The organism is Burkholderia sp. Bp9016, from assembly GCF_003857765.1.
Classification (GTDB): Bacteria; Pseudomonadota; Gammaproteobacteria; order Burkholderiales; family Burkholderiaceae; genus Burkholderia.
Genome location: NZ_QTPY01000003.1, coordinates 159,439 through 182,938 on the forward strand (window position 1 = coordinate 159,439; position 23,500 = coordinate 182,938).

Genomic DNA, 23,500 nt, shown 5'->3' on the forward strand with positions numbered 1-23,500 from the left:
CCGGTGCGCCGGTCGCGCCGGCGCTTCTACGTCGCCGCCAGAACCGCCGGCAGCGTCACCGTCACGATCAGTCCGCCCCCCACCGCATCCGCGAGCGTCACGCTGCCCTGGTGCACGCGCGCGATTTCCCGCACGATCGACAACCCGAGCCCGGTGCCTTCGACCGTCTGCGTCTTGCTGCCTCGGTGGAAGCGCTCGAACACCGTGTCGCGCTCGCCGGCCGGAATACCCGGCCCGTTGTCGATCACGTCGAGCCGCGCATGCTCGCCGTCACGCGACACGCGCACCGTGATCACCGCGCGATCGCCCGAGTAGCGGATCGCGTTGTCGATCAGGTTGCCGATCATTTCGCCGAGCAGGTCCGGCTGCCCGAGCACGTCGACATCGGCCTCGTGCTCGAACCCGAGATCGATGTCGCGCGCGCGGGCAACCGGCGACCAGTCGAGCGTCACGCTGCGTGCGAGCCGGTGCAGTGCGAGCCGCTGGTGCGCGACGGCCTGGCCGCTGTCCGAATCCAGCCGCGACAGCGACAGCAGTTGCTGGACGATCTTCGCGGCCTGCCGCACCGCGCCGTTCACGCGCCGCAGATGCACGTTCACGCGCGGCTGCTCGTCGGGCCGCAATGCCAGCTCGACGCCGGCCTGCACGGCCGCGAGCGGCGTTTTCAGCTGATGGGCCGCATCCGCGAAGAAGCGCCGGCGCGCGACCTGCATCCGCTGCGTGCGGCCGATGTACTGGTTGATCGACTCGACGAGCGGCGCGAGCTCGCTCGGCATGCCGCCGGTGTCGAGCGGCGTCGGATCGGCGTCGCTGCGCGCGGCGACCGTCGCCGACAGCCGGTTCAGCGGCCGCAGCCCGCGCCCGACGCCGAGCCACACGATCCCGAGCGCGAGCACGACGAGCAGCCCCTCCTGCAGCAGCGAGCCCATCAGGATCTCGCGGGCGAGCGCCTGGCGCGCCTCGATCGTCTCGCCGACCATCACCCATACGATGCGCGTCTGCGCGGTCGGCACGTCGTGCACCGGCACGCGCAGCGCGGCCATGCGCAACTGCTCGCCGCGATAGACGACGTCGTAGTAGCGCGTCGCGAACAGCGCGCCGTCGCCCGGTGGCAGCGGCAGGTCCGGATAACCGGTGATCGTGCGGCCGTTGTCTTCGCGGATCAGGTAGTAGATCTTGCCGCCGTCGCCCGACTCGAACATCTCGAGCGCGAGATACGGCAGATCGACCTCGATCTCGCCCTCGTTGAGCCGCACGCCTTCGCGAATCGACTTCAGCGACGACGACAGCGTGCGGTCGAACGCGACGTGCGCGGCGCTCATCGCGCGCTGGTACGTGAGCCACGAGTCGAGCGCGAGCAGCCCGAGCAGCGGCAGCAGCAGCCACAGCGCGACCTGCGTGCGCAAGTTTGGACGACGCATCATGCGTGCCGCCGGGCCGCAGCGGCGACGGGCCGAGCGCGGGCGCGGAGGCGGTTCATTCCGCCGCCTTCGCTTCGAGCAGATACCCGAGCCCGCGCAGCGTGACGATCGCGATGCCGGTGTTCTCGAGCTTCTTGCGCAGCCGGTACACGTAGATCTCGATCGCATCCGCGTTGACCGACTCGTCGAGCCCGAAGATCTTCTCCGACAGTGTCTCCTTGTTGATCGCGCGGCCGTTTCGCAGGATCAGCACTTCCAGCACCGAGCGCTCGCGCGGCGTGAGCGACAACGGTTCGCCGGCGAGGCGGAAACTGCGATCGACGCTGTCGTACGACAGCGTCCCGCATTCGACCTGCGAATGCTCGTGGCCGAGGCTGCGCCGGATCAGCGCGCGGGCGCGCGCCTCCAGCTCGGTCAATTCGAACGGCTTCGCGAGATAATCGTCGGCCCCGAGATCGAGCCCCTTCACGCGGTCCTCGACCGAGCCGTGCGCGGTGAGAATCAGCACCGGCACCGGATTGCGGCGCGCGCGCAGCCGCCGCAGCACCTCGAGCCCGTCGAGCTTCGGCAGGCCGAGATCGAGGATCACCAGCGCGTAATCCTGCGTGCGCAGCACGTGATCCGCCGCCTCCCCGTCCGTCATGTGATCGACCGCGAAACGCGCGGCGCTCAGCGCGTCGTTCAGCGATTGCGCCAGGTTCGGGTTGTCTTCGACAAGCAGCACACGCATGGGGACCTCGGGAAATCCATGACTCAAAGGCCGCTATTGTGAACCGAAATGAAAGCAGGCTGAAAGTGCGTCGCAATTAACATCCGCGTCACTCGAACAACACACAGGTAACTGGAGGAAGACATGCCGTTTGCACCGAAGCACCTCGCCGCCGCGCTGGCGATCGTCCTGGGCACCGTCGCCGGTGGCGCCGCCGCGCAGGTTCCGGCCGGGTATCCGGGTAATTACCAGGGTATGGTCGACGCCGCGAAGAAGGAAGGCAGGCTGATCGTCTACTCGACGACCGACACGGGTCTCGTCCGCCCGCTGATCAAGGACTTCGAAAGCCTGTACGGCGTGAAGGTCGAGTACAACGACATGAACAGCACCGAGTTGTACAACCGCTACATCAGCGAGAACGCGGCGAGCAGCACGAGCGCCGACGTGCTGTGGAGCTCGGCGATGGACCTGCAGGTCAAGCTCGTCAACGACGGGCTGATGGCGTCGTACGATTCGCCCGAAAGCCCGAACGTGCCGCAATGGGCGCAATACCAGAAGCAGGCGTACGGCACGACGTTCGAGCCGCTCGCGATCGTCTACAACAAGCGCCTGATCCCCGAGAACGAAGTGCCGAAGACCCGCGCCGATCTCATCAAGCTGCTCACCACGCAGGCCGACAAGTTCAAGGGCAAGGTCACGACCTACGACATCGAGAAATCGGGCGTCGGCTTCAACTACCTGACGCAGGACGCGCACGTGAACGAGAAGGTCACGTGGGAGCTCGTGAAGGCGATCGGCGCGACCGGCCCGAAGCTGCAGTCGAGCACCGGCGCGATGATGGAGCGGATCTCGTCGGGCGAGAACCTGATCGGCTACAACATCATCGGCTCGTATGCGTACGCGAAGGCGAAGAAGGACAAGTCGATCGGCTACGTGTTTCCGAAGGACTACACGCAGGTCGTGAGCCGCCTCGCGACGATCTCGAAGAAGGCGAAGAACCCGAACGCCGCGAAGCTGTGGGTCGACTACCTGCTGTCGAAGCGCGGCCAGACGCTGATCGCGAACCAGGCGAACCTGTACGCGATCCGCGCGGACGTGAACGGCGAAACGTCGGCCGCGAGCCTCACGAAGGAACTCGGCGACTCGCTGAAGCCGATCCAGATCGGCACCGGCCTGCTCGTCTATCTCGACCAGTCGAAGCGCCTCGCGTTCCTGAAGCAATGGCAGCAGGCAATCAAGCGCTGACCGGTTGATCGGCTTCGGCCGACCACGAGCCGCCGCCGCACTTCGCGCGCGGCGGCCCCTTCCCCTTACCGACTTCCTAGAGGCGGCCATCCGGATGGCCGCAGGGGTGAACTCATGCTTTCAACCAGCACACGCGGAACGGCGCCGGCCGCTCCGCCCTCCACCGGCCACGGCGGCGCGATCCCCGCGCTGCCGGCCAACAGCCTGCAGCCGCTCGCCGGCATGCTGCGCTGGATCGTCGTCGCGGTGCTCACCATCGCGGTCGCGCTGCCCCTCGGCTTCATCCTGTTCCAGAGCTTCCTGTCCGCGCCGTTCTTCGATGCGAACAAGACGCTCGGCATTGAAGGCTTCCGCTTCATCTTCACCGACCCCGACTTCTGGTCGGCCGTGACGAACTCGTTCATCATCGCCGGCGGGATGCTGTTCATCTCGATCCCGCTCGGCGGCATTCTCGCGTTCCTGATGGTGCGCACCGACCTGCCCGGCCGCCGCTGGCTCGAACCGCTGCTGCTCACGCCCGTGTTCGTGTCGCCGATGGTGCTCGCGTTCGGCTACGTGGTCGCGGCCGGCCCGGTCGGCTTCTACTCGGTGTGGTTCAAGGAGCTGTTCGGGGTGCAGAGCGTGCCCTGGAACGTGTACTCGATCTTCGCGATCACGGTGATCGTCGGGCTCACGCACGTGCCGCACGTGTATCTGTATTCGTCGGCCGCGCTGCGCAACCTCGGCTCGGACGTCGAGGAAGCCGCGCGCGTGACGGGTGCCCGCCCGTTCCGCGTCGCGCTCGACGTGAGCCTGCCGATGACGATGCCCGCGCTGCTGTTCGCCGGCGTGCTCGTGTTCTTTCTCGGCTTCGAGGTGTTCGGGCTGCCGCTCGTGCTCGGCGATCCGGAAGGCCACCTCGTGCTCGCGACCTACCTGTACAAGCTGACCAACAAGCTCGGCGTGCCGTCGTATCACCTGATGGCCGCGGTCGCGGTGTGCATCGTCGCGATCACGTTCCCGCTCGTGCTGCTGCAGCGCCGCCTGCTGAAGACCGCGAACCGCTTCGTGACCGTCAAGGGCAAGGCCGGCCGCGCGACGGTACTGCCGCTCGGCGTCTGGCGCTGGGTCGCGCTCGCGATCGTGGCACTGTGGCTGATGCTGACCGTGATCGTGCCGATCTCGGGCATCGTGCTGCGCGCGTTCGTGACCAACTGGGGCGAAGGCGTCGCGCTCGGCGACGTGCTGACGCTGTCGAACTTCACCGAGCTGTTCGAGCAGGACAACCTGGTGCGCGCGATCGTCAACACGCTCGGCATCGGCGTGATCGGCGGTGCGCTCGCGGTCGGCTTCTACTCGCTCGTCGCCTTCGCCGGCCACCGCCGCCACGACTGGGCGACCAAACTGCTCGACTACCTCGTGCTGCTGCCGCGCGCGGTGCCGGGCCTGCTCGCCGGTCTCGCGTTCCTGTGGATCTTCCTGTTCGTCCCCGGCCTGCGCGAGCTGAAGAACTCGATGTGGAGCATCTGGATCGCGTACACGGTCGTGTGGCTCGCGTACGGGATGCGGCTCATCCAGAGCGCGCTGCTGCAGGTCGGCCCGGAGCTCGAGGAAGCCGGCCGCAGCGTCGGCGCGACGCGCAGCCGCGTGTCGCTCGACGTCACGCTGCCGCTCGTGCGGTTCGGCCTGCTCGCCGCGTGGCTGCTGATCTTCATGATCTTCGAGCGCGAATACTCGACCGCCGTCTATCTGCTGTCGCCCGGCACCGAAGTGATCGGCGCGCTGCTCGTGTCGCTGTGGGCGACCGGCGCCGTCGACCAGGTCGCCGCGCTCTCTGTCATCAACATCGCGATGGTCGGCGCCGGTCTCGGCGTGGCCCTGCGTTTCGGAGTGAAACTTCATGGATAAGCTCATCGTCGACGACCTGCATCTCAGCTACGGCGCCAACCCGATCCTCAAGGGCGTGTCGTTCGAACTGAAGGCGGGCGAAGTCGTCTGCCTGCTCGGCGCGTCGGGCAGCGGCAAGACCACGCTGCTGCGTGCGGTGGCCGGCCTCGAACAGCCGTCCGACGGGCGCATCCAGCTCGACGACCGGGTGTTCTTCGACGGCGCGCAGCGCGTCGACCTGCCCGTCGAACAGCGTTCGCTCGGCCTCGTGTTCCAGTCGTACGCACTGTGGCCGCACCGCACTGTCGCCGACAACGTCGGCTACGGGCTCAAGCTGCGCCGCGTGGCGCCGGCCGAACAGAAGCGCCGCGTGCAGACCGCGCTCGACCAGCTCGGCCTCGGTCATCTCGCCGAACGCTTTCCGCACCAGTTGTCGGGCGGCCAGCAGCAGCGCGTCGCGATCGCGCGCGCGCTCGTCTACAACCCGCCGGTGATCCTGCTCGACGAGCCGCTGTCGAACCTCGATGCGAAGCTGCGCGAGGAAGCGCGTGCGTGGCTGCGCGAGCTGATCGTGTCGCTCGGGCTGTCGGCGCTCTGCGTCACGCACGACCAGACCGAAGCGATGGCGATGTCCGACCGCATCCTGTTGCTGCGCAACGGCCGCATCGAACAGGAAGGCACGCCCGCCGAGCTGTACGGCGCGCCGCGCTCGCTGTACACCGCCGAATTCATGGGCAGCAACAACCGGATCGACGCACGCGTCGCGGCCATCGACGGCGAGCGCGTGACCCTCGCCGGCGACGGCTGGGAACTGCAGGCGCTCGCGCGCGACAGCTTCGCGCCGGGCCAGGACGCGCAGGCCGTGATCCGTCTCGAGCGCGTGCAGGTCGCCGACGGTCCCGGAGCGAACCGGCTGCAGGCCGATCTCGTCACGTCGATGTATCTCGGCGACCGCTGGGAATACCTGTTCCATTGCGGCGAGATGCGCCTGCGCGCGTTCGGCCACGTGCCGCGCGCGGCCGGCAAGCACTGGATCGAATTCCCGACCAACGACTGCTGGGCGTTCGCGAAAGCGGGCTGACCCGGGCGCGGCGGCCAGCGCGCGCCGCCGCGCACGCATTCCGGCGCGCATCCCGTCCCGACACGCACGATCGGCGGACGCTTCCCGGCGTCCGCCGCGGACGGCTGCGCGCCGCGCACCCGTTTTACCCCAACCCACAAGAAACCAAGGAGACACCGTCAATGAAGTCACGCGCAGAACGTTCCCTTCGCACCGCCGTCCTGACCGGCTCGGCCGTCGCCGCCGGGCTCGCGACAAGCGCCGCGCATGCGCAGTCGTCGGTCACGATGTACGGGATCATGGATGCCGGCATCGAATACGCGAATCACGCGGCGCCCGACGGCGGCAATTCGTTCAAGCTGAAATCCGGCAACAAGAACACGTCGCGCTGGGGCCTGCGCGGCGTCGAGGATCTCGGCGGCGGGCTGAAGGCCGTGTTCCGCCTCGAAAGCGGGATCGATCTCGCGAACGGCACGTTCGACGACGGCGCCGATTCGATCTTCGCGCGCCGCGCGACGGTCGGCCTGAAAGGCAAATGGGGCGAGCTGTCGCTCGGCCGCAACTTCACCGTCACCTACGACTACATGCTGCCGTTCGACCCGATGGGGTATGCGCAGAACTACTCGTGGGCGACGTCGTCGATGGCGACCGGCGGCCGCAAGGACGGCCTCTTCACGCGCTCGTCGAACGCCGTGCGCTACGACAGCGAATTCGGCGGCTTCAAGTTCGGCGCGCTGTACGGCTTCGGCAACGTGCCGGGCAGCGTGAAGACCAGCTCGAAATACGACTTCGCGCTCGGCTACGAGACGGGCCCGTTCGCCGCGGCCGTCACGTTCGACCGGCAGAACGGCGCAGCCGACAGCGTCACGCCGGCCGATACCGTCAACTACATCCAGGGCATCCATGCGGGCCTGAGCTACGACTTCGGCAACCTGAAGACGATGGCCGGCTATCGCAACTATCGGCGCACGTATCACACCAGCGCCGCGAACCAGTTGAGCGACATGTTCTGGCTCGGCGGGTCGTACCAGTTCACGCCGACGTTTTCGATGATCGCGGCCGTCTATCACCAGAACATCAAGGGTGGCAGCGATGCGGACCCGACGCTGGTGTCGGTGCGCGCGCAATATGCATTGTCGAAGCGCACGGTGCTGTATGCGGCCGGCGCGTTCGCGATCGCGCAGCATGGGGAAAAGGTCGGCGTGTCGCGCGACTTTGCCGGATACGGGACGACGCAGGTCGGCGTGACGGCCGGGATTCAGCAGCGGTTCTGAATCCGATGCAATGGGCGGCGCCGGTCATGGTCGAACGGCACCGCCCGCTTTGCGCGATGCCGCCTGAGTGCGGGTGAGCGGCCCTCACCGCGCCGCTCGACATGCGCGTGGCGTGTGATGCCCGCTGCGCGCCAGCAGCCGTTCAGTCGACGCGCATCACGAACACGGGGCGAACCCGGCTATTCGCATCGCCCCAATGTTCGCCGACCGCCGACAGCGGCACGGCGCGCGTTTCGATCGCCAGGCCCGCGGGCGCAACGGCGCCGAACACGCCGCGGATTGCTGCCAGCAAGCGCGGCAGCGGCACGCTGCCCAGACCGCTTCCCATCAATTCGATCGCGGTCGCGCGCAACACCGCGCCCGGCAGCAGCACGTCCGCACCGCCGATCGAGCCGATCTGCACGAAACGCAGCCGGCGCCCCTCGGGCGTCGCCTTCGCGGCCGAGACGAGCAACGCCTGCGCGCTGGCGCCCCACAGATAGTCGAGCACGACATCCACGCCCGCGCGAAAATGCGGTTCCAGTGCGCGGGCAAGGTGTGCATCCTCCTGCTGCAGCGACACGACCGCATCCGCACCGGCCTTCAGCGATGCATCCAGCGCAACCGTATCGCGGCCCGTCGCGATCACCTTCGCGGCGCCCAGATGCTTCGCGATCCGCACGGCCAGCCGTCCGGACGTGCCCGTCGCACCGTTGACCAGCACCGTCTCGCCTGCCGCGAGCCGCGCGCGCTCGGTCAATGCCGCCCACGACGACATGCCGGGAATCGCGATCGCGGCGGCCGTGACATCGTCCAGCTCATCCGGCAGCGGCACACAGTGTGCGTCCGGCACGATCGTGCGCTCCGCCATCGCGCCGAACGGCGCGGGGGCGCCGAAGAAGTACACGCGCCGTCCGTCGCCGACGCGCCCGACGCCATCGACGCCGACGACGAACGGATAGCCGCCGCCCGACGAATAATGCGTGCCGGCGGCGCGCCCCTGCGCGAGCCGGCTCAGCGCGGATGCCGTCACGTCGATCAGACGGTGAGCCGGCAGCGCGCGCGGCGATTCGAACTCCGAATAAACCGGACCCTGACCGGCACACGCCACGACTGCTGCTTTCATGTTGGTTCCTTGCTGTTTGCGAATCCCGTATCGCAACCGGGCTTCCCGTCCGTCATTACCGTGCATCGAGCCATGCGCGCAGCGCCGCGTCGCGCACTTCGAGGACATCGAACAATCCGAGCGCCCGCAGCGCGGGCAGCACGTCGATCAGGTCGGCTTCCGCGGTGGCGCGCTCGGCCGCCGATGCGCCGGGACCGACCAGCACGCGCGCGTTGGCAATGAACGCGCCCACTGTACCTTTGCGGATCGTCACCCCGCCCGCCTCGATCCGGTCGGCATGGTCGGGAAGCATCTGTTCGGCTCGCATCGTGTCGCACTCCGGTTGTCATCGATGGACGCAGTGTAGGCGTGCGAAGTCGGCCGAACTCCGGTATATATGCCATTCGATACCTTGATCCAGCCATGTCCGATCCACTCCTGCCCGCCCGACTCGTCACGTCCGACGACGGCCCGTTCGTCGTCGCCGCCGTTTTGTCGCAACGCGATCCGCGCGTGACGCCGCCGCACGCGCATGCGCGGGGCCAGCTCGTCGGCGCATCGAGCGGATTGCTGACGATCGGTCTCGACGACCAGGACTGGGTCGTGCCGGCGATTCATGCGATCTGGATTCCGCCGCATTGCCGGCATTCGCTGCGCTCATTCGGGCCGATTTCCGGCTGGTCGGCGTTCGTCGCCGAAGCGCGCTGCGCGACATTGCCGGACACACCGCGCGCGATCCGCACGTCGCCGTTGCTGCGCGAAGCCGTGCAGCGCGCGGCAAGCTGGGATGGCGCCGCACTCGACGCGGCGCAGACGCGGATCGCCGAGGTGGTCCTCGACGAAATCGCCTCGTCCGAGGTGGAATCGCTGGCGCTGCCGCGGCCGCGCGACGCGCGGCTCGTGCGCATCACCGACGCGCTGGCCTCGAACCTCGCGGACGGTCGGCGGCTGGAGGAGTGGGCGGAATGGGCCGGCATCAGCGCCCGGACGATGAGCCGCCGCTTCGTCGCGGAGACGGGGCTGACGTTTGCGCAGTGGCGTCAGCAGGCCAGACTGCTGCGTGCGCTGGAGAAGATCGCCGACGGCGTGCCGGTCACGACCATCGCGCTCGATCTCGGATACGACAACGTGAGCGCGTTCATCGACATGTTCCGCCGGGCGACGGGGACGACGCCGGGGAGGTACATCGGCGTCGGGCGTGCGCCTCGGAGCGCGGGATAGTGGGTCATTCCGATTGACGCGGCGCGCCCGGGAACATCCGCCCGGTGCGCGTCGCTTCGGGAAATCGAGCAATCGGACGCCGGCAACCTCGATTACCCTGAGATAAGAAATTCATCACCACGGGCTGTTAAGATTGATGCATCCCCGTCCATTCTCTACCCCGATGAACCGCACGCTCGACCATCGCAATCTGGCCATGCTCCTGCTCGAGGCCCGCGAAACGCTGATGGGCCGGTTCCGCCCCATTCTCAAGGAATTCGCGCTCACCGAACAGCAATGGCGGATCATCCGCGTGCTCGACGGCGAACCGGCGCACGCGCTCGAAGCCGGCCAGATCGCGCGCCGCTGCTGCATCCTGAGTCCGAGCCTCACGGGCGTGCTGGAACGGATGGAACGGGACGGGCTGATTACCCGCACGCGCGCGCAGGAAGATCAGCGCCGGCTGCTGGTGAGCCTGACGCCGCAAAGCAGGAATCTGGTGACCGAAATCGGTCCGCGCATCGACGAGCAGTATCGGCAGCTCGAAGCGCGCTTCGGCGCGGACGGCCTCGACGACATCTATCGCGCGCTCGACCGGCTGATCGAACTCGGCAACGCGCCCTAGGGCCTGCCGCCGCCGGACGGCGGCGAACAGGACCCGGCGGCGCCGGCGTGGCGCATGCAGGCTGTGCACCCGACTTGACTGGACTCGCCTCGGCTCATTGCAGCGCGCCGCGCATCAGCTCGGTCACCGCGACGCCGCGTGACGTCCGCATGCACTCCTCGACGTAATCGATGAACGGCAACGGTTCGAAATCGATTTCGTCGCGCACGCGACGGTTGTCGAACACGCGATCGACCGTCGCGAATTCCGCACAACGCTGCAACGCCCTGCCGATCACGCGCTCGAGCGCCGGATCGGGCCGCCCCAGCACGTCACGTACCACGAGCGGCAACTCGGCCGGCGCACAGGCCGCGTAGCGCGGCGCGCCCGTCACGCCCGCCGCCTCGTCCATCGCGCGAACGATCTGCGCGACCTGCGGCGCCTCGTCGCCTGCCGACACGTGATACACGTCGTGCATCAGCGTCGGCTTCACGGCGAGCAGCATCGTCGCGCGCGCGACGTCGTCGACCGACACGATGTCGATGCGCGTCATCGGCCGGGCCGTGAAACGGCGCGCCGCATGCGCGACGCGAAACATCCAGAACGAATTCGGCGCGGGCCGCGTGCCGAGCACCGTGTGACCGACGACGTGCGACGGACGCACGACGACGAGCGGCAGCCCGAGCTCGCGCAGGCGTTGCTCGGTTTGCGCCTTCGCAAGCAGGTAGTCGGCCGCCAGCACCGCGCCGGGCAGCGCTTCGTCGCCGTGTGCCGCGTCGGTCGCGACGCCCTCCTGCACGATTCCGCCGCGGCCCGCATGCGCATAGGCCGTGCCGACGTACACGAAACGCTGCAGCTGCGGCGCACGCGCGAAGCGGGCGGCGAAGGACAGCGAATCGGCAATGTCCGCCTGCAGGTGCGCGCCGTCGGCCGGCGATGCATGGCCGGCGCAGTGAATCACGTGCGTCGCGCCAGCCAGGCGCGACGCATCCGCACCCTGCCAGACGTCGCCGAGCGCGCCGACGATCACGTTCGCATCGCCCAGGCGCGACGCCCAGTACGGCGCGAGCCCCGCGCGCAACGCCGCTTCACGCAGCCGTGCGACCGCATGGCCGCGGCTCTCCGCGCGCACGACGCACACGACACGATCGAGCAGCCCCGCGTTGACGAGCGCCGTCAGCACGGTACTGCCGATGAAGCCGGTGGCGCCGGTCAGCACCAGCCGACTGACGTTGGCCGCCGCGACCGGCGCGCTGGCCGGCGACACGAGGCTGGTCCGCCAGTTGAGCGACAACGCGGTTTTCCAGATCAGCACGATAGTCTCCTTCGAAGGGTCGGCCGGACGGCGGCGCTGCCCGTTCGGGGCTGCGCACTGCCATGGGCCGGGCCGGCGCCGATGCTCGCCACGGCCGTCCCGATCGGGCTTGTGGCCCGCGATCGCATCGATCGGGTCTCTGGCACGAGGCGGCGACAGACCGCCACGGACGGGCGTCCATGGCGCAGATCGGGAAAGTCCCAGTGTGGGGCCCGAACGCATGCAAGTCTGTCCCGAAAGTTTCGTGAAAGTGTGTGGATTTGTGCGCGAATGTCTGAGTGTGTCGTGCGGGCCATGCCGTCAAATCGACGAAACGTCCGATCCGGCGGCCGCCGGGCGGGCTACCGCGCCGCCGGACCCCGCCGGCCCATCACGGTTTCAATCGCCGCCGCGGCGCGACACATCGACGCGCCCTTCGGCTAGTCATCGCATGTCCCGGTCGCGGCAGCGGCAGCTTGCCGCACCCTGGACACGGTGCCGTCTGCGTTGGCGTGCAGCGACGGAATCCCCTGGAATCGTCAGACGTCGTTTCATACGAAACGCCAATAGACCCCATTCGGATTTATTGCGGATTATCGCTTGCGTTTCGTGACAGTCTATCTAGACTGTTCAAACCAAAACGGTCGAATGCGTCATTTTCTCAGGAGACGATCCAATGCGCCTCACTATTCGGATTAATGGCAGTGAATCGGCAACCCGGCACGCATTCGCGGTGCTGTGGGTCGATACCGACGAGGGGCTGTGGTCGCGCGAGGCACATCAGGGCATCGACCTTCCGACCTGGGGTAAAGTCCGGGACGTCGAAGGCGCAATGGCCCTCTGCGCGGCCGACGGCGGCAGCGCCGTGTGCCAGTTGAAGGGCCTGTCGTTCGACGCAACACAGCGCGAACAGGGTCCCGCCGTACTCGCCGGCGAGCACCCGGACGGTGCATGGCGACTGCAGGCGGTCGATCATTGCAAGCTCCAACCCGAATACGAGGAATTTATTTCCGTCGCGCGATAGGCATTTCCGCCGGTAATCCTCTGCGGTTTTCGGGTTTATTCCAGTTTCAGCGATATTCATTTCGATATTCAGCAATAAGAGCGCCTCGATTCGGGGCGCATTTTTATTGCGGGCTTCGAAATCAATCAGGGCCGGGTTAATTCATCCGCGCCGCGGTATCCGCATCCGCCATCCGCCGCGATTTCCGACCGGCGCCACGAACGGCGCTGCGCGGCCTTGCGCACCCTTCCCCCCACTTTCCCCCCATCGCCCGGTGAAACCGCCGTCTTTTCCCGGTCCAACCCGCACTTTCCCCACATGATGTTTACTCATTTATTACAATTGCATTGTTCCGATTGACCCAGCCGCCGTCCGGCGGCCCGACCCGGCCCTTGCATGAGCGTAAAAAAGAAGACCCACCCCGCCGATCCGTACGCCGCCGCGACCAAACACCCGATGCTCGCGTCGCGCCTGCCGATGTGGCGCTCGAAGCTGGTCGTGATCCTGGTGTCGCTCGGCTTCGCCGCGCTCATCGGACGCGCCTTCTGGGTGCAGGTCGCGAACCAGGATTTCTATGTCGGGCAAGGCCAGAAGCGCTACCAGCGCACGATCGAACTCGACGCGATGCGCGGCCGCATCGTCGACCGCAACGGCGCGATGCTCGCGGTCAGCCTGTCGACCTATGAAATCTGGGCGAACCCGAAACAGGTCGCCGAAACCGACTATCCACAGATCTCGAAGCTGCTCGACATGCCGCTCGCGGAAGTGAAGCGCCGCCTGCGCAACGACCGTACGTTCGTGCTGCTCAAGCGGCAGATCGACGCCGAAACCGCGAGCCGGCTCGACAAGCTCGACATCGACGGCATCACACAGATCGCCGATTCGAAGCGGTTCTATCCGGAAGGCGAATCGGCCGCGCACGTGGTCGGCTTCACGAACGTCGAGGACAAGGGCCAGGAAGGCGTCGAGCTCGCGGCGAATGCGCGGCTGTCAGGCACCGCCGGGCAGCGCGAGGTGATCCGCGACCGGCTCGGCCGCATCGTGTCCGACACGCGCCCGCTCGTGCCCGCGCAGCACGGCGCGACGATCGAACTGACGATCGACCGGCGCATCCAGCAGCTCGCGTTCAGCCAGCTGAAGGCCGCGGTGATCGAGAACAACGCCGTGGCCGGCAGCGTCGTGGTGCTCGACGCGCAGAACGGCGAAATCCTCGCGCTCGCGAACTACCCGACCTTCGACCCGAACGACCGTGCCCGGCTCACCGGCCAGCAACTGCGCAACCGCGCGGTGATCGACACGTTCGAGCCCGGCTCGACGATCAAGCCGCTCGTCGTCGCGCTGTCGATCGACGAACGCAAGGTCACGCCGAACACGATCATCAACACGTCGCCGGGCACCTACAAGATCGGTCCGGCCGTGATTCACGACACATCGAACCACGGCGCGCTGACCGTCTCGCAGGCGTTGCAGAAGTCGAGCAACGTCGCGCTCGCGAAGCTGGCGCTGAACCTGCCCGCCGAAACCATCTGGAACAAGTATCAGGAATACGGGATCGGCCGCGCGCCGGAACTGACGTTCCCGGGCGTCGCGTCGGGCCGCCTGCGCGGCTACAAGCGCTGGCGGCCGATCGAACAGGCGACGATGGCGTACGGCTACGGCCTGTCGATGTCGCTGCTGCAGATCGCGCAAACCTACACCGCGTACGCCGGCGACGGCACGCTGCACCCGGTGTCGCTGTTGAAGAACGGCACCGATCAGCAGTCGATCGACGCGCATCGCGGCCACCGCGTGACTTCGCCGCAAACGGCGGCGGCGATCCGCACGATGCTGGAGTCGGCGGTCGGCGAAGGCGGCACCGGGCGCCGGGCGCGCGTCGACGGCTACCGGATCGGCGGCAAGACGGGGACGGCGCGCAAGCAGGTCGGCACGTCGTATGCGAAGGGCAAGTACCGCGCGCTGTTCGCGGGGATGGCGCCGATGAGCAATCCCCGCCTGATCGTCGCGGTGATGATCGACGAGCCGCGCGGCAAGGGCTACTACGGCGGCACGGTGGCCGGCCCGGTGTTCTCGTCGGTCACGAGCGGCTCGCTGCAGTTGCTCGGCGTGCCGCCCGATGCGCCGGTCGACCCCGCGCCGAATGCACCGGCCAAGGCAACCGCGCCGCAGAAGACGGTCGCGGCGCCGAAGGCCGCGGTGCAACCGAAGACGGCGGCCACGCAGAACGCGCCGGCTTCGATGAAGACGGCTGCGCAATCCGGCGCGGCCGTGCAGGCAAAGGCGGCGGCAAGCTGACGCCGCCCGGCGGCGCTGCGCCATGTGCGTCATGTGCGCGGCGAAAGCATCCTGCGTTTGCTTTACCGCCACCTACTTCCCAGTCACGCTTGCCCGTCTCGGGCTTGCCGTCGCAAGCCCGTCGCCGGCGGGAACTGCCGGACGGCCGCCCCGCCTGTCAGTGCGCAGCCGCCACCGGCTTCGCCATCCTGCCGAGCACGTGCTCGGTCATCCCGCGCGCGAGTTCGCTCTCGCCCATGAACACGGTGCCGACGCCTTCGCTCGACAGCAACGCGGCCTCGTCGCTGCTGTTCGTGCACAGCACGACCTCGAGCGTCGGATTCAGCGTGCGCGAGATCTCGACGATCTGCCGCACATCGAATACATCCGGCAGCGTGACGACCAGCATCCCGGCGCGCGCGATATGCGCCTGGACGAGCACGATCGGCTCGATCGCGTCGCCCGACACGGCCGCGACACCATCCGCGCGCAGCTTCTCGACAAGCTCGCGATTCTGCTCGACGACAACATAGGCGATCCCGCGCTCGTCCAGCGCGTGCGCGATCCGCGTGCCGACCTTTCCGTAACCGACGATCACGACCTGCCCGGTCAGGTGAGTCTGCGGCGTGGACATCGGCAGCGCAGCAAGCGGATCGTCGCGCGCCTCGAGCTTGCGCGCAAAGGCCGAATGCTTGCGAATCCATGCGAGCGCGGGGTCGATCATCGCGAACAGCAGCGTGTTCATCGCGATCGAAATCAGCGCGACCGCAAGAATCAGGCTCTGCCCTTCGGCCGACAACAGCCCGAGCGCGCGGCCGAGCCCCGCGAGGATGAACGAGAATTCGCCGATCTGCGCAAGGCCCGCGCCGACCGTCAGCGCGGTGTTCAGCGGGTAACGGAACGCGATCACGAGCGCGACCGCCGCAAGCGTCTTGCCGATCAGCACGATCGCCGCGACCTCGATCACGTGCAGCGGCTCGGTGAGCAGCACCTTCGGGTCGAACAGCATCCCGACCGAAATGAAGAACAGCACCGAGAACGCATCGCGCAGCGGCAGCGTCTCGTCGGCCGCGCGCCGGCTGAACTCCGACTCGCGCATCATCATCCCGGCGAAGAACGCGCCGAGCGCGAACGACACGTCGAACAATTTCGCCGCACCGAACGCGATGCCGACCGCGGCCGCGATCATGCACAGCGTGAACAGCTCGCGCGAGCCGGTGCGCGCGACAAGCCACAGGATCCGAGGAAACACGCGCTTGCCGACCACGAGCATCAGCGCGATGAACGCGGCGACCTTCAGCATCGTGACGCCGAGCGTGCCCCACACGCTGCCGCCGGCCGCGTGCGCGTCGCCGGGCGGCGTACCGCCGAGCAGCCCCGCGACCGGCGGCAGCAGCACGAGCACCAGCACCATCACGAGATCCTCGACGACGAGCCAGCCGACCGCGATGCGGCCGTTCACCGTCTCGACGAGCCCGCGCCCTTCGAGCGCGCGCAACAGCACGACGGTACTGGCGACCGACAGCGCAAGCCCGAACACAAGCGCCGCACCGAGGCTCCAGCCCCAGGTGAGCGCCAGCCCGCCGCCGAGCAGCGTCGCGACAGTAATCTGGACGACGGCGCCGGGCAGCGCGATCTTGCGCACGGCGAGCAGGTCGCCGAGCGAGAAATGCAGGCCCACGCCAAACATCAGCAGCATCACGCCGACTTCCGCGAGTTGCTGCGCGAGCGACAGGTCGCCGACGAAACCGGGCGTGCCGGGGCCGATCACGATCCCGGCGAGCAGATAGCCGACCAGCGGCGGCATCTTCAGCAGCGAAGCGAAGTAACCGAAAATCATCGCGAGACCGAAACCGGCCGCGAGCAGTGCAATCAGGCTGACATCATGAGGCATCCCCCCTCCCGAGCTCTTGTAACTATTTAGTAAGGTTCAAGCATCAGAGGATAAGGGATGACACGAAAAAATGGCGCGCCACCGCGAAAATTTCACGCGGTGGCGCGCCATTGCGGGGTGCAACCCCGGCCGGACGGGAAGCGCTGCGCGGGCGTCAGCGCGACGCCTGCGGGAACCGCGCGCCTGGCGGCGGCTCGGGCCGGGTCGACGGCACGCTCTTGCGCACCTTCGCGACCTGAGCAGCCGTGACCGGCGCGCCGGTGTTGCCCCAACTCGTCCGCACGAAGTTCGACACGTCGGCGACTTCCTGGTCCGACAGCCGCCAGCCGAACGGCGGCATCGTGAAGGTCGACGGCGCCGTACGCGTGCCCTCCAGCGCGCTGCCTTCCAGCACGACGTGGATCAGCGACGTCGGATCGTCGCCCTGCACGACCGGGTTGCCCGCGAGCGCCGGGAACACGCGCGTGTAGCCGTGGCCATCGCTGCGGTGGCACGCCATGCAGTTGTCGCGATAGACGGCCGCGCCCGGCTTGCTCGCGTCGCCGCCTTGCAGCGCCTTCGCGGCGGCCGCGTCGTACACGTGCGGCTGCTCGCCCTGCACGCGCGGCGGCAGCGTCTTGAGATAGCGCGCGATCGCGGTCAGGTCCTCGTCGCTCATGTGCTGCATGCTGTGGCCGACCACGTCGGTCATCCCGCCGAACGCGGCCGTGCGCAGCGTGCGGCCCGTCTTCAGGAACTGCACGATCTCGGTTTCCGTCCACGTGCCGAGCCCCGTGCGCTGTTCGCCGCGCAGGCTCGTCGGCACCCAGCCGTCGATCGCCGCGCCGCCCGCCAGGAAGTCGAGCCCGCCCGCGTCCGTCAGCGCGCGCTCCTGCATCGTCACCGCGCGCGGCGTGTGGCATGCGCCGCAATGGCCGAGACCCTGCACGAGATACGCGCCGCGCGCGATCACCGGGTCGTTGTACTGCGCCGCATCGAACGGCTTCGGCGTCGGCGCGAACATCTTGCGCCAGAATGCGAGCGGCCAGCGCATCGACAGCGGCCACACGATGTCGACCTTGCGGTTCTCGTGCTCGACCGGCGCGACGCCGTGCATGAAGTACGCGTACAGCGCCTTCACGTCGTCGTCGGACAGGCGCGCATAGGACGGGAACGGCATTGCCGGGTACATCGTGTCGCCGTTCTTGCGCACGCCCTCGCGCACCGCGCGGGTGAAGTCGTCGAGCGTCCAGCCGCCGAGGCCCGTCTTCGGGTCCGGCGTGATGTTGGTCGAATAGATCGCGCCGATCGGCGTATCGAACTTCAGTCCGCCCGCGAACGGCTTGCCGCCGATCGCGGTGTGGCACGCGACGCAATCGCCCGCGCGGGCAAGATATTCGCCGCGCTTGACGAGGTCCGCGTCGGCCGGCGCGGCCGCCGGGCCGGGCGCCGCCGTCGAGGCCGGTTGCGCGAACGCCGACCCGCCGGCAAAACCGAACGCGGCCCATGCCGCACCGATCGCCAGCGCACGCGACACGTGGCGCGCGGCATAGTGGTTCACTGTCCTCTTCATGCGGTCACCAGCGGGGCGGGATTTTTAAGGTATTGCTCGCGAATCGCGCGGGCCGACCAGTAGGCCAGCGCCGCGACGATCCCGGTCGGGTTGTAGCCGATGCCCTGCGGCAGTGCCGAGGCGCCCATCACGAACACGTTGTGCACGTCCCAGCATTGCAGGTATCGGTTCAGTACGCTCGTCTTCGGATCGGTGCCCATGATCGCGCCGCCGACCAGGTGAGTCGTCTGGTATGCGCGCGAATCGAAGTGCTTGCCGAACTCGCGCGTCGACACGCCGATCGACTTCGGCCCCATCGCCTCCGCGATCTTCTTCATCTGCCCCGTCACGTACTGCGCCATCCTGATGTCGTTGTCCTTCCAGTCGAAGGTCATCCGCAAGAGCGGCTGGCCGTACGAGTCGCGATAGGTCGGATCGAGATCGAGGTACACGTCGCGGTACGACATGTTGGTGCCGTGCGCGTCCATCGAGATCGTGTGCGCGTAGTTGTCCTTCACCGCCTTCTTCCACGCCGAGCCCCATTGCGGCGTGCCGGCCGGCGTCGCGATGCCGCTGATCGGCTTCACGCCGGCCTGGTTCACCCACAGCGGCGAGCCGCCGACGAAGCCGAGCGGGCCGTGATCGAAGTTGTCGGCGTTGAAGTCGTCCACCGCGACGCCGTTGCCGCCCGCGCCGATGAACGGGTTCGTGAAGGTGTCCTTGTCGAAGAACGCCTTGATCGTCGACAGGTTCTGGTACGCGAAATTGCGGCCCACCACGCCTTCACCCGAGATCGGGTCGTACGGCTTGCCGATGCCCGACAGCAGCAGCAGGTGCACGTTGTGATACTGGAACGCGGCGACGATCACCAGATCGGCCGGCTGGTGCACTTCACGGCCCGCCGGGTCGACATAGGTGACGCCCGTCGCGCGCTTCTTCGTATCGTCGAGATCGACGCGCAGCACGTGGCACTTCGAGCGCAATTCGAAGTTCGGCACCTGCTTCAGCGCGGGCAGGATGTTCAGGTTCGGCGATGCCTTCGAATACATGTAGCACGCGTAGCCGCTGCAGTAGCCGCAGAAGTTGCACGGCCCCATCTGCACGCCGTACGGGTTCGTGTACGGCCCGGACGTGTTTGCCGACGGCAACCGGTACGGATGCAGCCCGAGCGATTGCGCGGCATCGAAGAAGCGCTGCGCCGAATACGTATTGAGCTGCGCGGGCAGCGGGAAGTTGTCGCTGCGGTTCGCCTCGAACACGTTGCCGTCGCCGACCACCTTGCCGCCGACCTTGTATGCCTGGCCCGACGTGCCGAACACCTTCTCGGCGAAATCGAAATACGGCTCGAGCTCGTCGTAGCTGACGCCCGTGTCCTGGATCGTCATCCCGTCGGGGATGAACTTCTTGCCGTAGCGCTCTTCGTAGTGGCTGCGCAGGCGCAGTTCCTCCGGTGTGATCCGGAAGTGCACGCCCGACCAGTGCAGCCCTGCGCCGCCGACGCCCTCGCCCGGCAGGAATGCCGCCAGCTGCCGGTACGGCAGCGCGGTGTCCTGCACGCCGTGGCGGATCGACACGGTCGTCTTCGACAGGTCGAGGAATAGCTTCTTGCGGATGTTGTAGGTCAGTTCGTCGATCGTGTTCGGATACGCGCCGTCCGGATAGGTGTCGCGATACTCACCGCGCTCGAGCGCGACGACGTTCAAGCCCGCTTCGGTCAGCTCCTTCGCGAGAATCGCGCCGGTCCAGCCGAAGCCGACGATCACCGCATCCACATGCGGCTTCTTTTCTGCGGCCATCAGGTACGCTCCCCGTTGATCGAGACCGGGCCGTACGGATACGGCTTGCCATTCTGGTTGACGAAATCCATGAAGTCGGCGCGCGCGCCCGGAAAACCGATCATCTTCCACGCGGCCATGTCGCGATTGCCGCCGTGCACCGGATCGCAGAAGTAGCCTTCGCGCGTGTTCTGCAGCAACTGGCCGAAGAACAAGGCGGACGGCACGTCGTCGAGCTGCGCGCTCCCCTTCTCCAGTTCGCCGAGCACCGTGTCGCGGGTCGCGGCGTCGAGATCGGCGAACGCCTTGCCGTGATTCTTTTCGCTATAGCGGTTGACCGCGGCAATACCTAGCCGGTAGATGTCGCGCGGCACGAGCTTCAACTGGTAACCGAGCTCGGGCACGCCCTGCTGGAACGGGCCCTGCATGTACCACGTCGCGCCGTTCGCGTACGGGGTTTCCATCTGGCGGTCGATGAATTCGGGCACGCCGGACTCGAGTGCGCCGGGGCCTTCGGCGTCGGACGGAATCAGCCGGTCGACGGCGGCCTGGACGAACGCCCATTCCTTCGCATCGAAGAAAGTCGGCTTGTACGGAGCGCGCTCGGCGCCGGCCGACGCAGCCGATGCGTTGTCCGCCGTGGTGGCGGACGATGACGACGAGCGCAGGTCGCAACCGGCGACCGAAGCGATCGGCACGAGCGCGACCGACGTGCGCAGGAAGCGGCGACGCGAATTGGGTTTGTCAGGTGGCGTGGACATGGTCGGATGTTGATCGTTGGGGAGCGTTCGAGCCCGCGCATTCCGCATGCGGCGTGCCCGCCACGATAGCCATGCCGCACGCGGCCGGCCGTCCTTGTTCTTGCTGTGCTGCGAACAACCTCGATACGGGCGCCGGCCACACGCTGCGCGGCGGAGCCGTCATGCAACCGCGTTGCGCCGGTTTCGAAGCGCCGCGCGGATCGACCTCTTCGCGGGTCTGATCGGACGAATGCGGCCTGTCGGCCGGGTCCGTCCGCCATCGCCATGACCCTGATTCAACTTAGACGCCGCGCGAGCCGACGGCAAGCGCAACGTGCACGACCCTCATTTCGGGCCCGGCGACGAGTGCCGCGAATTATAAATGGAACCGGTTCCATCTCCAAAGGACTGGATGCAATTCATTACATCGAAAATCGCAACAATCGGAAAAATGACTTATGGAATGCACAATGACAGCGCATTGGGGGCACCGGGCGACTGGGGGCCGGTTTTGCGGCCCCGCACTACTTCGCGGACGCGCGCGGCTTCAGTCGATGCCGTCCGTCACGGCACGGCGATGCCCGTTCCCGAGCCGCCCCGTTGCGTTATACGCCGATCGCGATCCGCGGGCCGCTCATCACGGCCACAGCGTCGATGCGATCGACAACGCAAGCGCCGCGCACAGCGGCGAGTAACAGAGGCTGTCCATCCGAGCGAAGCGCGATCCGCGAATCCGCTTGAAGAATCCGACGTAGCGAAAATCGCCGACCGCGCGCACCGCGAAGATCAGTGCGAGCACAACGACCGCGAACGCGATCGCGCCGGGATACAGGTTCGGCCACAGCCAGCCGGCGCGCGACGCCACCGCGCATGCGCCAGCCAGCAATGCCGCCGCGACGGCGAGCGTGCCGGCCACGCTCGGTCGCAGCAGCGGTACGCCGTCCTGCTCCGGAATGGCCGCACGCTTGCCGAGCCGCCCGCCGAACGCCCAGTAGACGTGAACGAGTGCGATCGCACATAGCGTCGGCACGCTGAAATACGCGCCCATCATGTTGGCAAGGTCCGTTGTTTCATTGTGTCGCAGGGTCGCGGTGTGGCCGACAAACGCCGGCGTGCGGCCCCGTTCCGCACGACACAAGACGATACCCAAACCCCACGCGACATGCATTGCGACGTCCGGTCGCAATACCCCATGCCACGCGTGCCGGATGCAATCCGCACCACCGGCGCGTCAGGCCGTCGCTTGACTTCGCTCCGCGCAACGCTACCCTTTTATTCCAGCACGGCAATCGATCCGTGCATGCGCCAGCGCCGCCCGCGTGCCGTCGTGCCGATACGCACGGTCGACCGATGGCAATGCGCATGCACGCCAACGATGACGAATACCCATGGAGGCGACTCATGCTGATCGGCGTGCCGAAAGAGATCAAGAATCACGAATATCGCGTCGGCCTCACCCCGGCCAGCGCACGCGAGCTGACGCGACATGGCCACCATGTGCTGGTGCAGCGCAGCGCGGGCACCGCGATCGGCCTGCTCGACGACGACTACACGGCCGCCGGCGCGGCCCTGTGCGACGACGCGAGCGAAATATTCGCGCGCGCCGACATGATCATCAAGGTCAAGGAGCCGCAGCCGGCCGAATGCGCGATGCTGCGGCGCGGGCAGATCCTCTATACGTACCTGCACCTCGCCCCCGATCCGGAGCAGGCAGCCGCGCTCGTGAAGTCCGGCGCGGTCTGCATCGCATACGAAACCGTGACGGGGCCCGGCGGCGGCCTGCCGCTGCTCGCACCGATGAGCGAGGTGGCCGGACGCATGTCGATCCAGGTTGCGGCAACGCATCTGGAAAGCCCGCGCGGCGGGCGCGGCGTGCTGATGGCCGGCGTGCCCGGTGTGCCGGCCGCGCACGTCGTGGTGCTGGGCGCCGGCGTGGTGGGCACCGGTGCGCTGCAGATGGCGGTCGGCCTCGGCGCGCGCGTCACCGTGCTCGACACGAACGTCGGACGGCTGCGCCAGCTCGACCTGCTCTTCGCGAACCGCATCACGACCGTCTGCTCGAACGCGCACACGATCGACGAAGCCGTGCGCGACGCCGATGTCGTGATCGGTGCCGTGCTCGTGCCGGGCGCATCGGCGCCGCGCCTCGTCACGCGCGACATGATCGCGACGATGCGCACGGGCACCGTGGTCGTCGACGTCGCGATCGACCAGGGCGGCTGCTTCGAGACCTCGCATGCGACGACCCACGCGCAGCCGACCTTCGTCGTCGACGGCGTCGTGCACTACTGCGTGGCGAACATGCCCGGCGCGGTCGCGCGCACGTCGACGTTCGCGTTGAACAACGCGACGCTCGGCCATGCGCTCGCGCTCGCCAACAAGGGCTGGAAACGCGCGATGACCGACGATCCGCATCTGCGCGCGGGGCTGAACGTGTGTGACGGGCACATCACGTACGAGGCCGTCGCGCTGGCGCTCGGCCTGCCGTACATACCGGCCGAAGACGTGCTGCGCTGACGTCGGCGTGAG

Annotated in this window: 19 protein-coding genes; 9 read left to right on the top strand and 10 right to left on the bottom strand. The window is 67.6% G+C overall.

Annotation, left to right across the window (positions count from 1 at the left end; translation table 11 throughout):
• Window positions 1-26: 26 nt before the first annotated feature.
• Window positions 27-1,421: a sensor histidine kinase gene (locus DIE13_RS05080; protein WP_124826299.1), complete on the bottom strand. Its 1,395-nt coding sequence runs from the start codon at window positions 1,419-1,421 to the stop codon at window positions 27-29.
• Between the two features lie 55 nt (window positions 1,422-1,476).
• A complete protein-coding gene (locus tag DIE13_RS05085; protein WP_124826119.1) occupies window positions 1,477-2,151 on the bottom strand; it encodes a response regulator in 675 nt (224 codons plus the stop codon).
• A 123-nt stretch (window positions 2,152-2,274) separates the two neighbouring features.
• Here DIE13_RS05085 and DIE13_RS05090 point away from each other — a divergent pair, with 123 nt between their 5' ends.
• From DIE13_RS05090 to DIE13_RS05105, 4 genes are all read left to right on the top strand, one after another.
• Window positions 2,275-3,375, top strand: coding sequence for an ABC transporter substrate-binding protein (locus tag DIE13_RS05090; RefSeq protein ID WP_124826120.1), 1,101 nt, complete (start codon window positions 2,275-2,277; stop codon window positions 3,373-3,375).
• Between the two features lie 114 nt (window positions 3,376-3,489).
• Window positions 3,490-5,262, top strand: coding sequence for an ABC transporter permease (locus DIE13_RS05095; protein WP_124826121.1), 1,773 nt, complete (start codon window positions 3,490-3,492; stop codon window positions 5,260-5,262).
• Window positions 5,255-6,322: an ABC transporter ATP-binding protein gene (locus tag DIE13_RS05100; RefSeq protein ID WP_124826122.1), complete on the top strand. Its 1,068-nt coding sequence runs from the start codon at window positions 5,255-5,257 to the stop codon at window positions 6,320-6,322. Before DIE13_RS05095 ends, DIE13_RS05100 begins: the two co-directional genes overlap by 8 nt.
• A 161-nt stretch (window positions 6,323-6,483) precedes the next feature.
• Window positions 6,484-7,575 (top strand): porin, encoded by a 1,092-nt coding sequence (locus DIE13_RS05105; protein WP_124826123.1) that lies wholly within the window; start codon window positions 6,484-6,486, stop codon window positions 7,573-7,575.
• Window positions 7,576-7,717: 142 nt separating this feature from the next.
• Here DIE13_RS05105 and DIE13_RS05110 read toward each other — a convergent pair whose 3' ends face one another.
• The gene (locus DIE13_RS05110) at window positions 7,718-8,680 is read right to left on the bottom strand and encodes a zinc-binding alcohol dehydrogenase family protein (protein ID WP_124826124.1); all 963 of its coding nucleotides are present in this window, start codon (window positions 8,678-8,680) and stop codon (window positions 7,718-7,720) included.
• A 55-nt stretch (window positions 8,681-8,735) separates the two neighbouring features.
• Window positions 8,736-8,987 (bottom strand): hypothetical protein, encoded by a 252-nt coding sequence (locus DIE13_RS05115; RefSeq protein ID WP_124826125.1) that lies wholly within the window; start codon window positions 8,985-8,987, stop codon window positions 8,736-8,738.
• A 95-nt stretch (window positions 8,988-9,082) separates the two neighbouring features.
• Between DIE13_RS05115 and DIE13_RS05120 the strand changes: the two genes are divergently transcribed.
• Window positions 9,083-9,880, top strand: coding sequence for an AraC family transcriptional regulator (locus DIE13_RS05120; RefSeq protein ID WP_124826126.1), 798 nt, complete (start codon window positions 9,083-9,085; stop codon window positions 9,878-9,880).
• A 163-nt stretch (window positions 9,881-10,043) separates the two neighbouring features.
• On the top strand, window positions 10,044-10,484 hold the full coding sequence (gene hpaR / locus DIE13_RS05125; protein ID WP_124826127.1) for a homoprotocatechuate degradation operon regulator HpaR: 441 nt from the start codon (window positions 10,044-10,046) through the stop codon (window positions 10,482-10,484).
• Window positions 10,485-10,578: 94 nt separating this feature from the next.
• Here hpaR and DIE13_RS05130 read toward each other — a convergent pair whose 3' ends face one another.
• Entirely contained in the window at window positions 10,579-11,778 is a 1,200-nt protein-coding gene (locus DIE13_RS05130) for an SDR family oxidoreductase (RefSeq protein WP_124826128.1), read from the bottom strand.
• A 655-nt stretch (window positions 11,779-12,433) separates the two neighbouring features.
• On the opposite strand from DIE13_RS05130, the gene DIE13_RS05135 reads away from it, so the two are divergent.
• Both DIE13_RS05135 and DIE13_RS05140 read left to right on the top strand, forming a co-directional pair.
• Window positions 12,434-12,781, top strand: a complete 348-nt coding sequence (locus DIE13_RS05135) for a DUF3564 family protein (protein ID WP_124826129.1) — start codon at window positions 12,434-12,436, stop codon at window positions 12,779-12,781.
• A gap of 375 nt (window positions 12,782-13,156) precedes the next feature.
• Window positions 13,157-15,052, top strand: a complete 1,896-nt coding sequence (locus DIE13_RS05140) for a penicillin-binding protein 2 (protein WP_124826130.1) — start codon at window positions 13,157-13,159, stop codon at window positions 15,050-15,052.
• Between the two features lie 157 nt (window positions 15,053-15,209).
• On the opposite strand, the gene DIE13_RS05145 is transcribed toward DIE13_RS05140, so the two are convergent.
• From DIE13_RS05145 to DIE13_RS05170, 5 genes are all read right to left on the bottom strand, one after another.
• The gene (locus tag DIE13_RS05145; RefSeq protein ID WP_124826131.1) at window positions 15,210-16,925 is read right to left on the bottom strand and encodes a cation:proton antiporter; all 1,716 of its coding nucleotides are present in this window, start codon (window positions 16,923-16,925) and stop codon (window positions 15,210-15,212) included.
• Between the two features lie 154 nt (window positions 16,926-17,079).
• The gene (locus tag DIE13_RS05150) at window positions 17,080-18,477 is read right to left on the bottom strand and encodes a cytochrome c (protein WP_124826132.1); all 1,398 of its coding nucleotides are present in this window, start codon (window positions 18,475-18,477) and stop codon (window positions 17,080-17,082) included.
• The gene (locus DIE13_RS05155; protein WP_124826133.1) at window positions 18,474-20,252 is read right to left on the bottom strand and encodes a GMC family oxidoreductase; all 1,779 of its coding nucleotides are present in this window, start codon (window positions 20,250-20,252) and stop codon (window positions 18,474-18,476) included. The genes DIE13_RS05150 and DIE13_RS05155 overlap by 4 nt, the downstream gene beginning before the upstream one ends.
• Window positions 20,252-20,992, bottom strand: a complete 741-nt coding sequence (locus DIE13_RS05160; RefSeq protein ID WP_124826134.1) for a gluconate 2-dehydrogenase subunit 3 family protein — start codon at window positions 20,990-20,992, stop codon at window positions 20,252-20,254. Before DIE13_RS05160 ends, DIE13_RS05155 begins: the two co-directional genes overlap by 1 nt.
• Before the next feature lie 616 nt (window positions 20,993-21,608).
• Window positions 21,609-22,022 carry a DUF3995 domain-containing protein gene (locus DIE13_RS05170; RefSeq protein ID WP_124826135.1) on the bottom strand — a complete coding sequence of 138 codons (414 nt, stop codon included), beginning with the start codon at window positions 22,020-22,022 and terminating at the stop codon, window positions 21,609-21,611.
• Between the two features lie 350 nt (window positions 22,023-22,372).
• Here DIE13_RS05170 and ald point away from each other — a divergent pair, with 350 nt between their 5' ends.
• Entirely contained in the window at window positions 22,373-23,488 is a 1,116-nt protein-coding gene (ald, locus tag DIE13_RS05175; protein ID WP_124826136.1) for an alanine dehydrogenase, read from the top strand.
• Window positions 23,489-23,500: the final 12 nt, after the last annotated feature.

Coding starts and splice junctions, on each gene's coding strand:
- DIE13_RS05080 (WP_124826299.1), bottom strand. CDS start 1,421: ATGCGTCGTCCAAACTTGCGCACGCAGGTCGCGCTGTGGCTGCTGCTG.
- DIE13_RS05085 (WP_124826119.1), bottom strand. CDS start 2,151: ATGCGTGTGCTGCTTGTCGAAGACAACCCGAACCTGGCGCAATCGCTG.
- DIE13_RS05090 (WP_124826120.1), top strand. CDS start 2,275: ATGCCGTTTGCACCGAAGCACCTCGCCGCCGCGCTGGCGATCGTCCTG.
- DIE13_RS05095 (WP_124826121.1), top strand. CDS start 3,490: ATGCTTTCAACCAGCACACGCGGAACGGCGCCGGCCGCTCCGCCCTCC.
- DIE13_RS05100 (WP_124826122.1), top strand. CDS start 5,255: ATGGATAAGCTCATCGTCGACGACCTGCATCTCAGCTACGGCGCCAAC.
- DIE13_RS05105 (WP_124826123.1), top strand. CDS start 6,484: ATGAAGTCACGCGCAGAACGTTCCCTTCGCACCGCCGTCCTGACCGGC.
- DIE13_RS05110 (WP_124826124.1), bottom strand. CDS start 8,680: ATGAAAGCAGCAGTCGTGGCGTGTGCCGGTCAGGGTCCGGTTTATTCG.
- DIE13_RS05115 (WP_124826125.1), bottom strand. CDS start 8,987: ATGCGAGCCGAACAGATGCTTCCCGACCATGCCGACCGGATCGAGGCG.
- DIE13_RS05120 (WP_124826126.1), top strand. CDS start 9,083: ATGTCCGATCCACTCCTGCCCGCCCGACTCGTCACGTCCGACGACGGC.
- hpaR (WP_124826127.1), top strand. CDS start 10,044: ATGAACCGCACGCTCGACCATCGCAATCTGGCCATGCTCCTGCTCGAG.
- DIE13_RS05135 (WP_124826129.1), top strand. CDS start 12,434: ATGCGCCTCACTATTCGGATTAATGGCAGTGAATCGGCAACCCGGCAC.
- DIE13_RS05140 (WP_124826130.1), top strand. CDS start 13,157: ATGAGCGTAAAAAAGAAGACCCACCCCGCCGATCCGTACGCCGCCGCG.
- DIE13_RS05145 (WP_124826131.1), bottom strand. CDS start 16,925: ATGCCTCATGATGTCAGCCTGATTGCACTGCTCGCGGCCGGTTTCGGT.
- DIE13_RS05150 (WP_124826132.1), bottom strand. CDS start 18,477: ATGAAGAGGACAGTGAACCACTATGCCGCGCGCCACGTGTCGCGTGCG.
- DIE13_RS05155 (WP_124826133.1), bottom strand. CDS start 20,252: ATGGCCGCAGAAAAGAAGCCGCATGTGGATGCGGTGATCGTCGGCTTC.
- DIE13_RS05160 (WP_124826134.1), bottom strand. CDS start 20,992: ATGTCCACGCCACCTGACAAACCCAATTCGCGTCGCCGCTTCCTGCGC.
- DIE13_RS05170 (WP_124826135.1), bottom strand. CDS start 22,022: ATGATGGGCGCGTATTTCAGCGTGCCGACGCTATGTGCGATCGCACTC.
- ald (WP_124826136.1), top strand. CDS start 22,373: ATGCTGATCGGCGTGCCGAAAGAGATCAAGAATCACGAATATCGCGTC.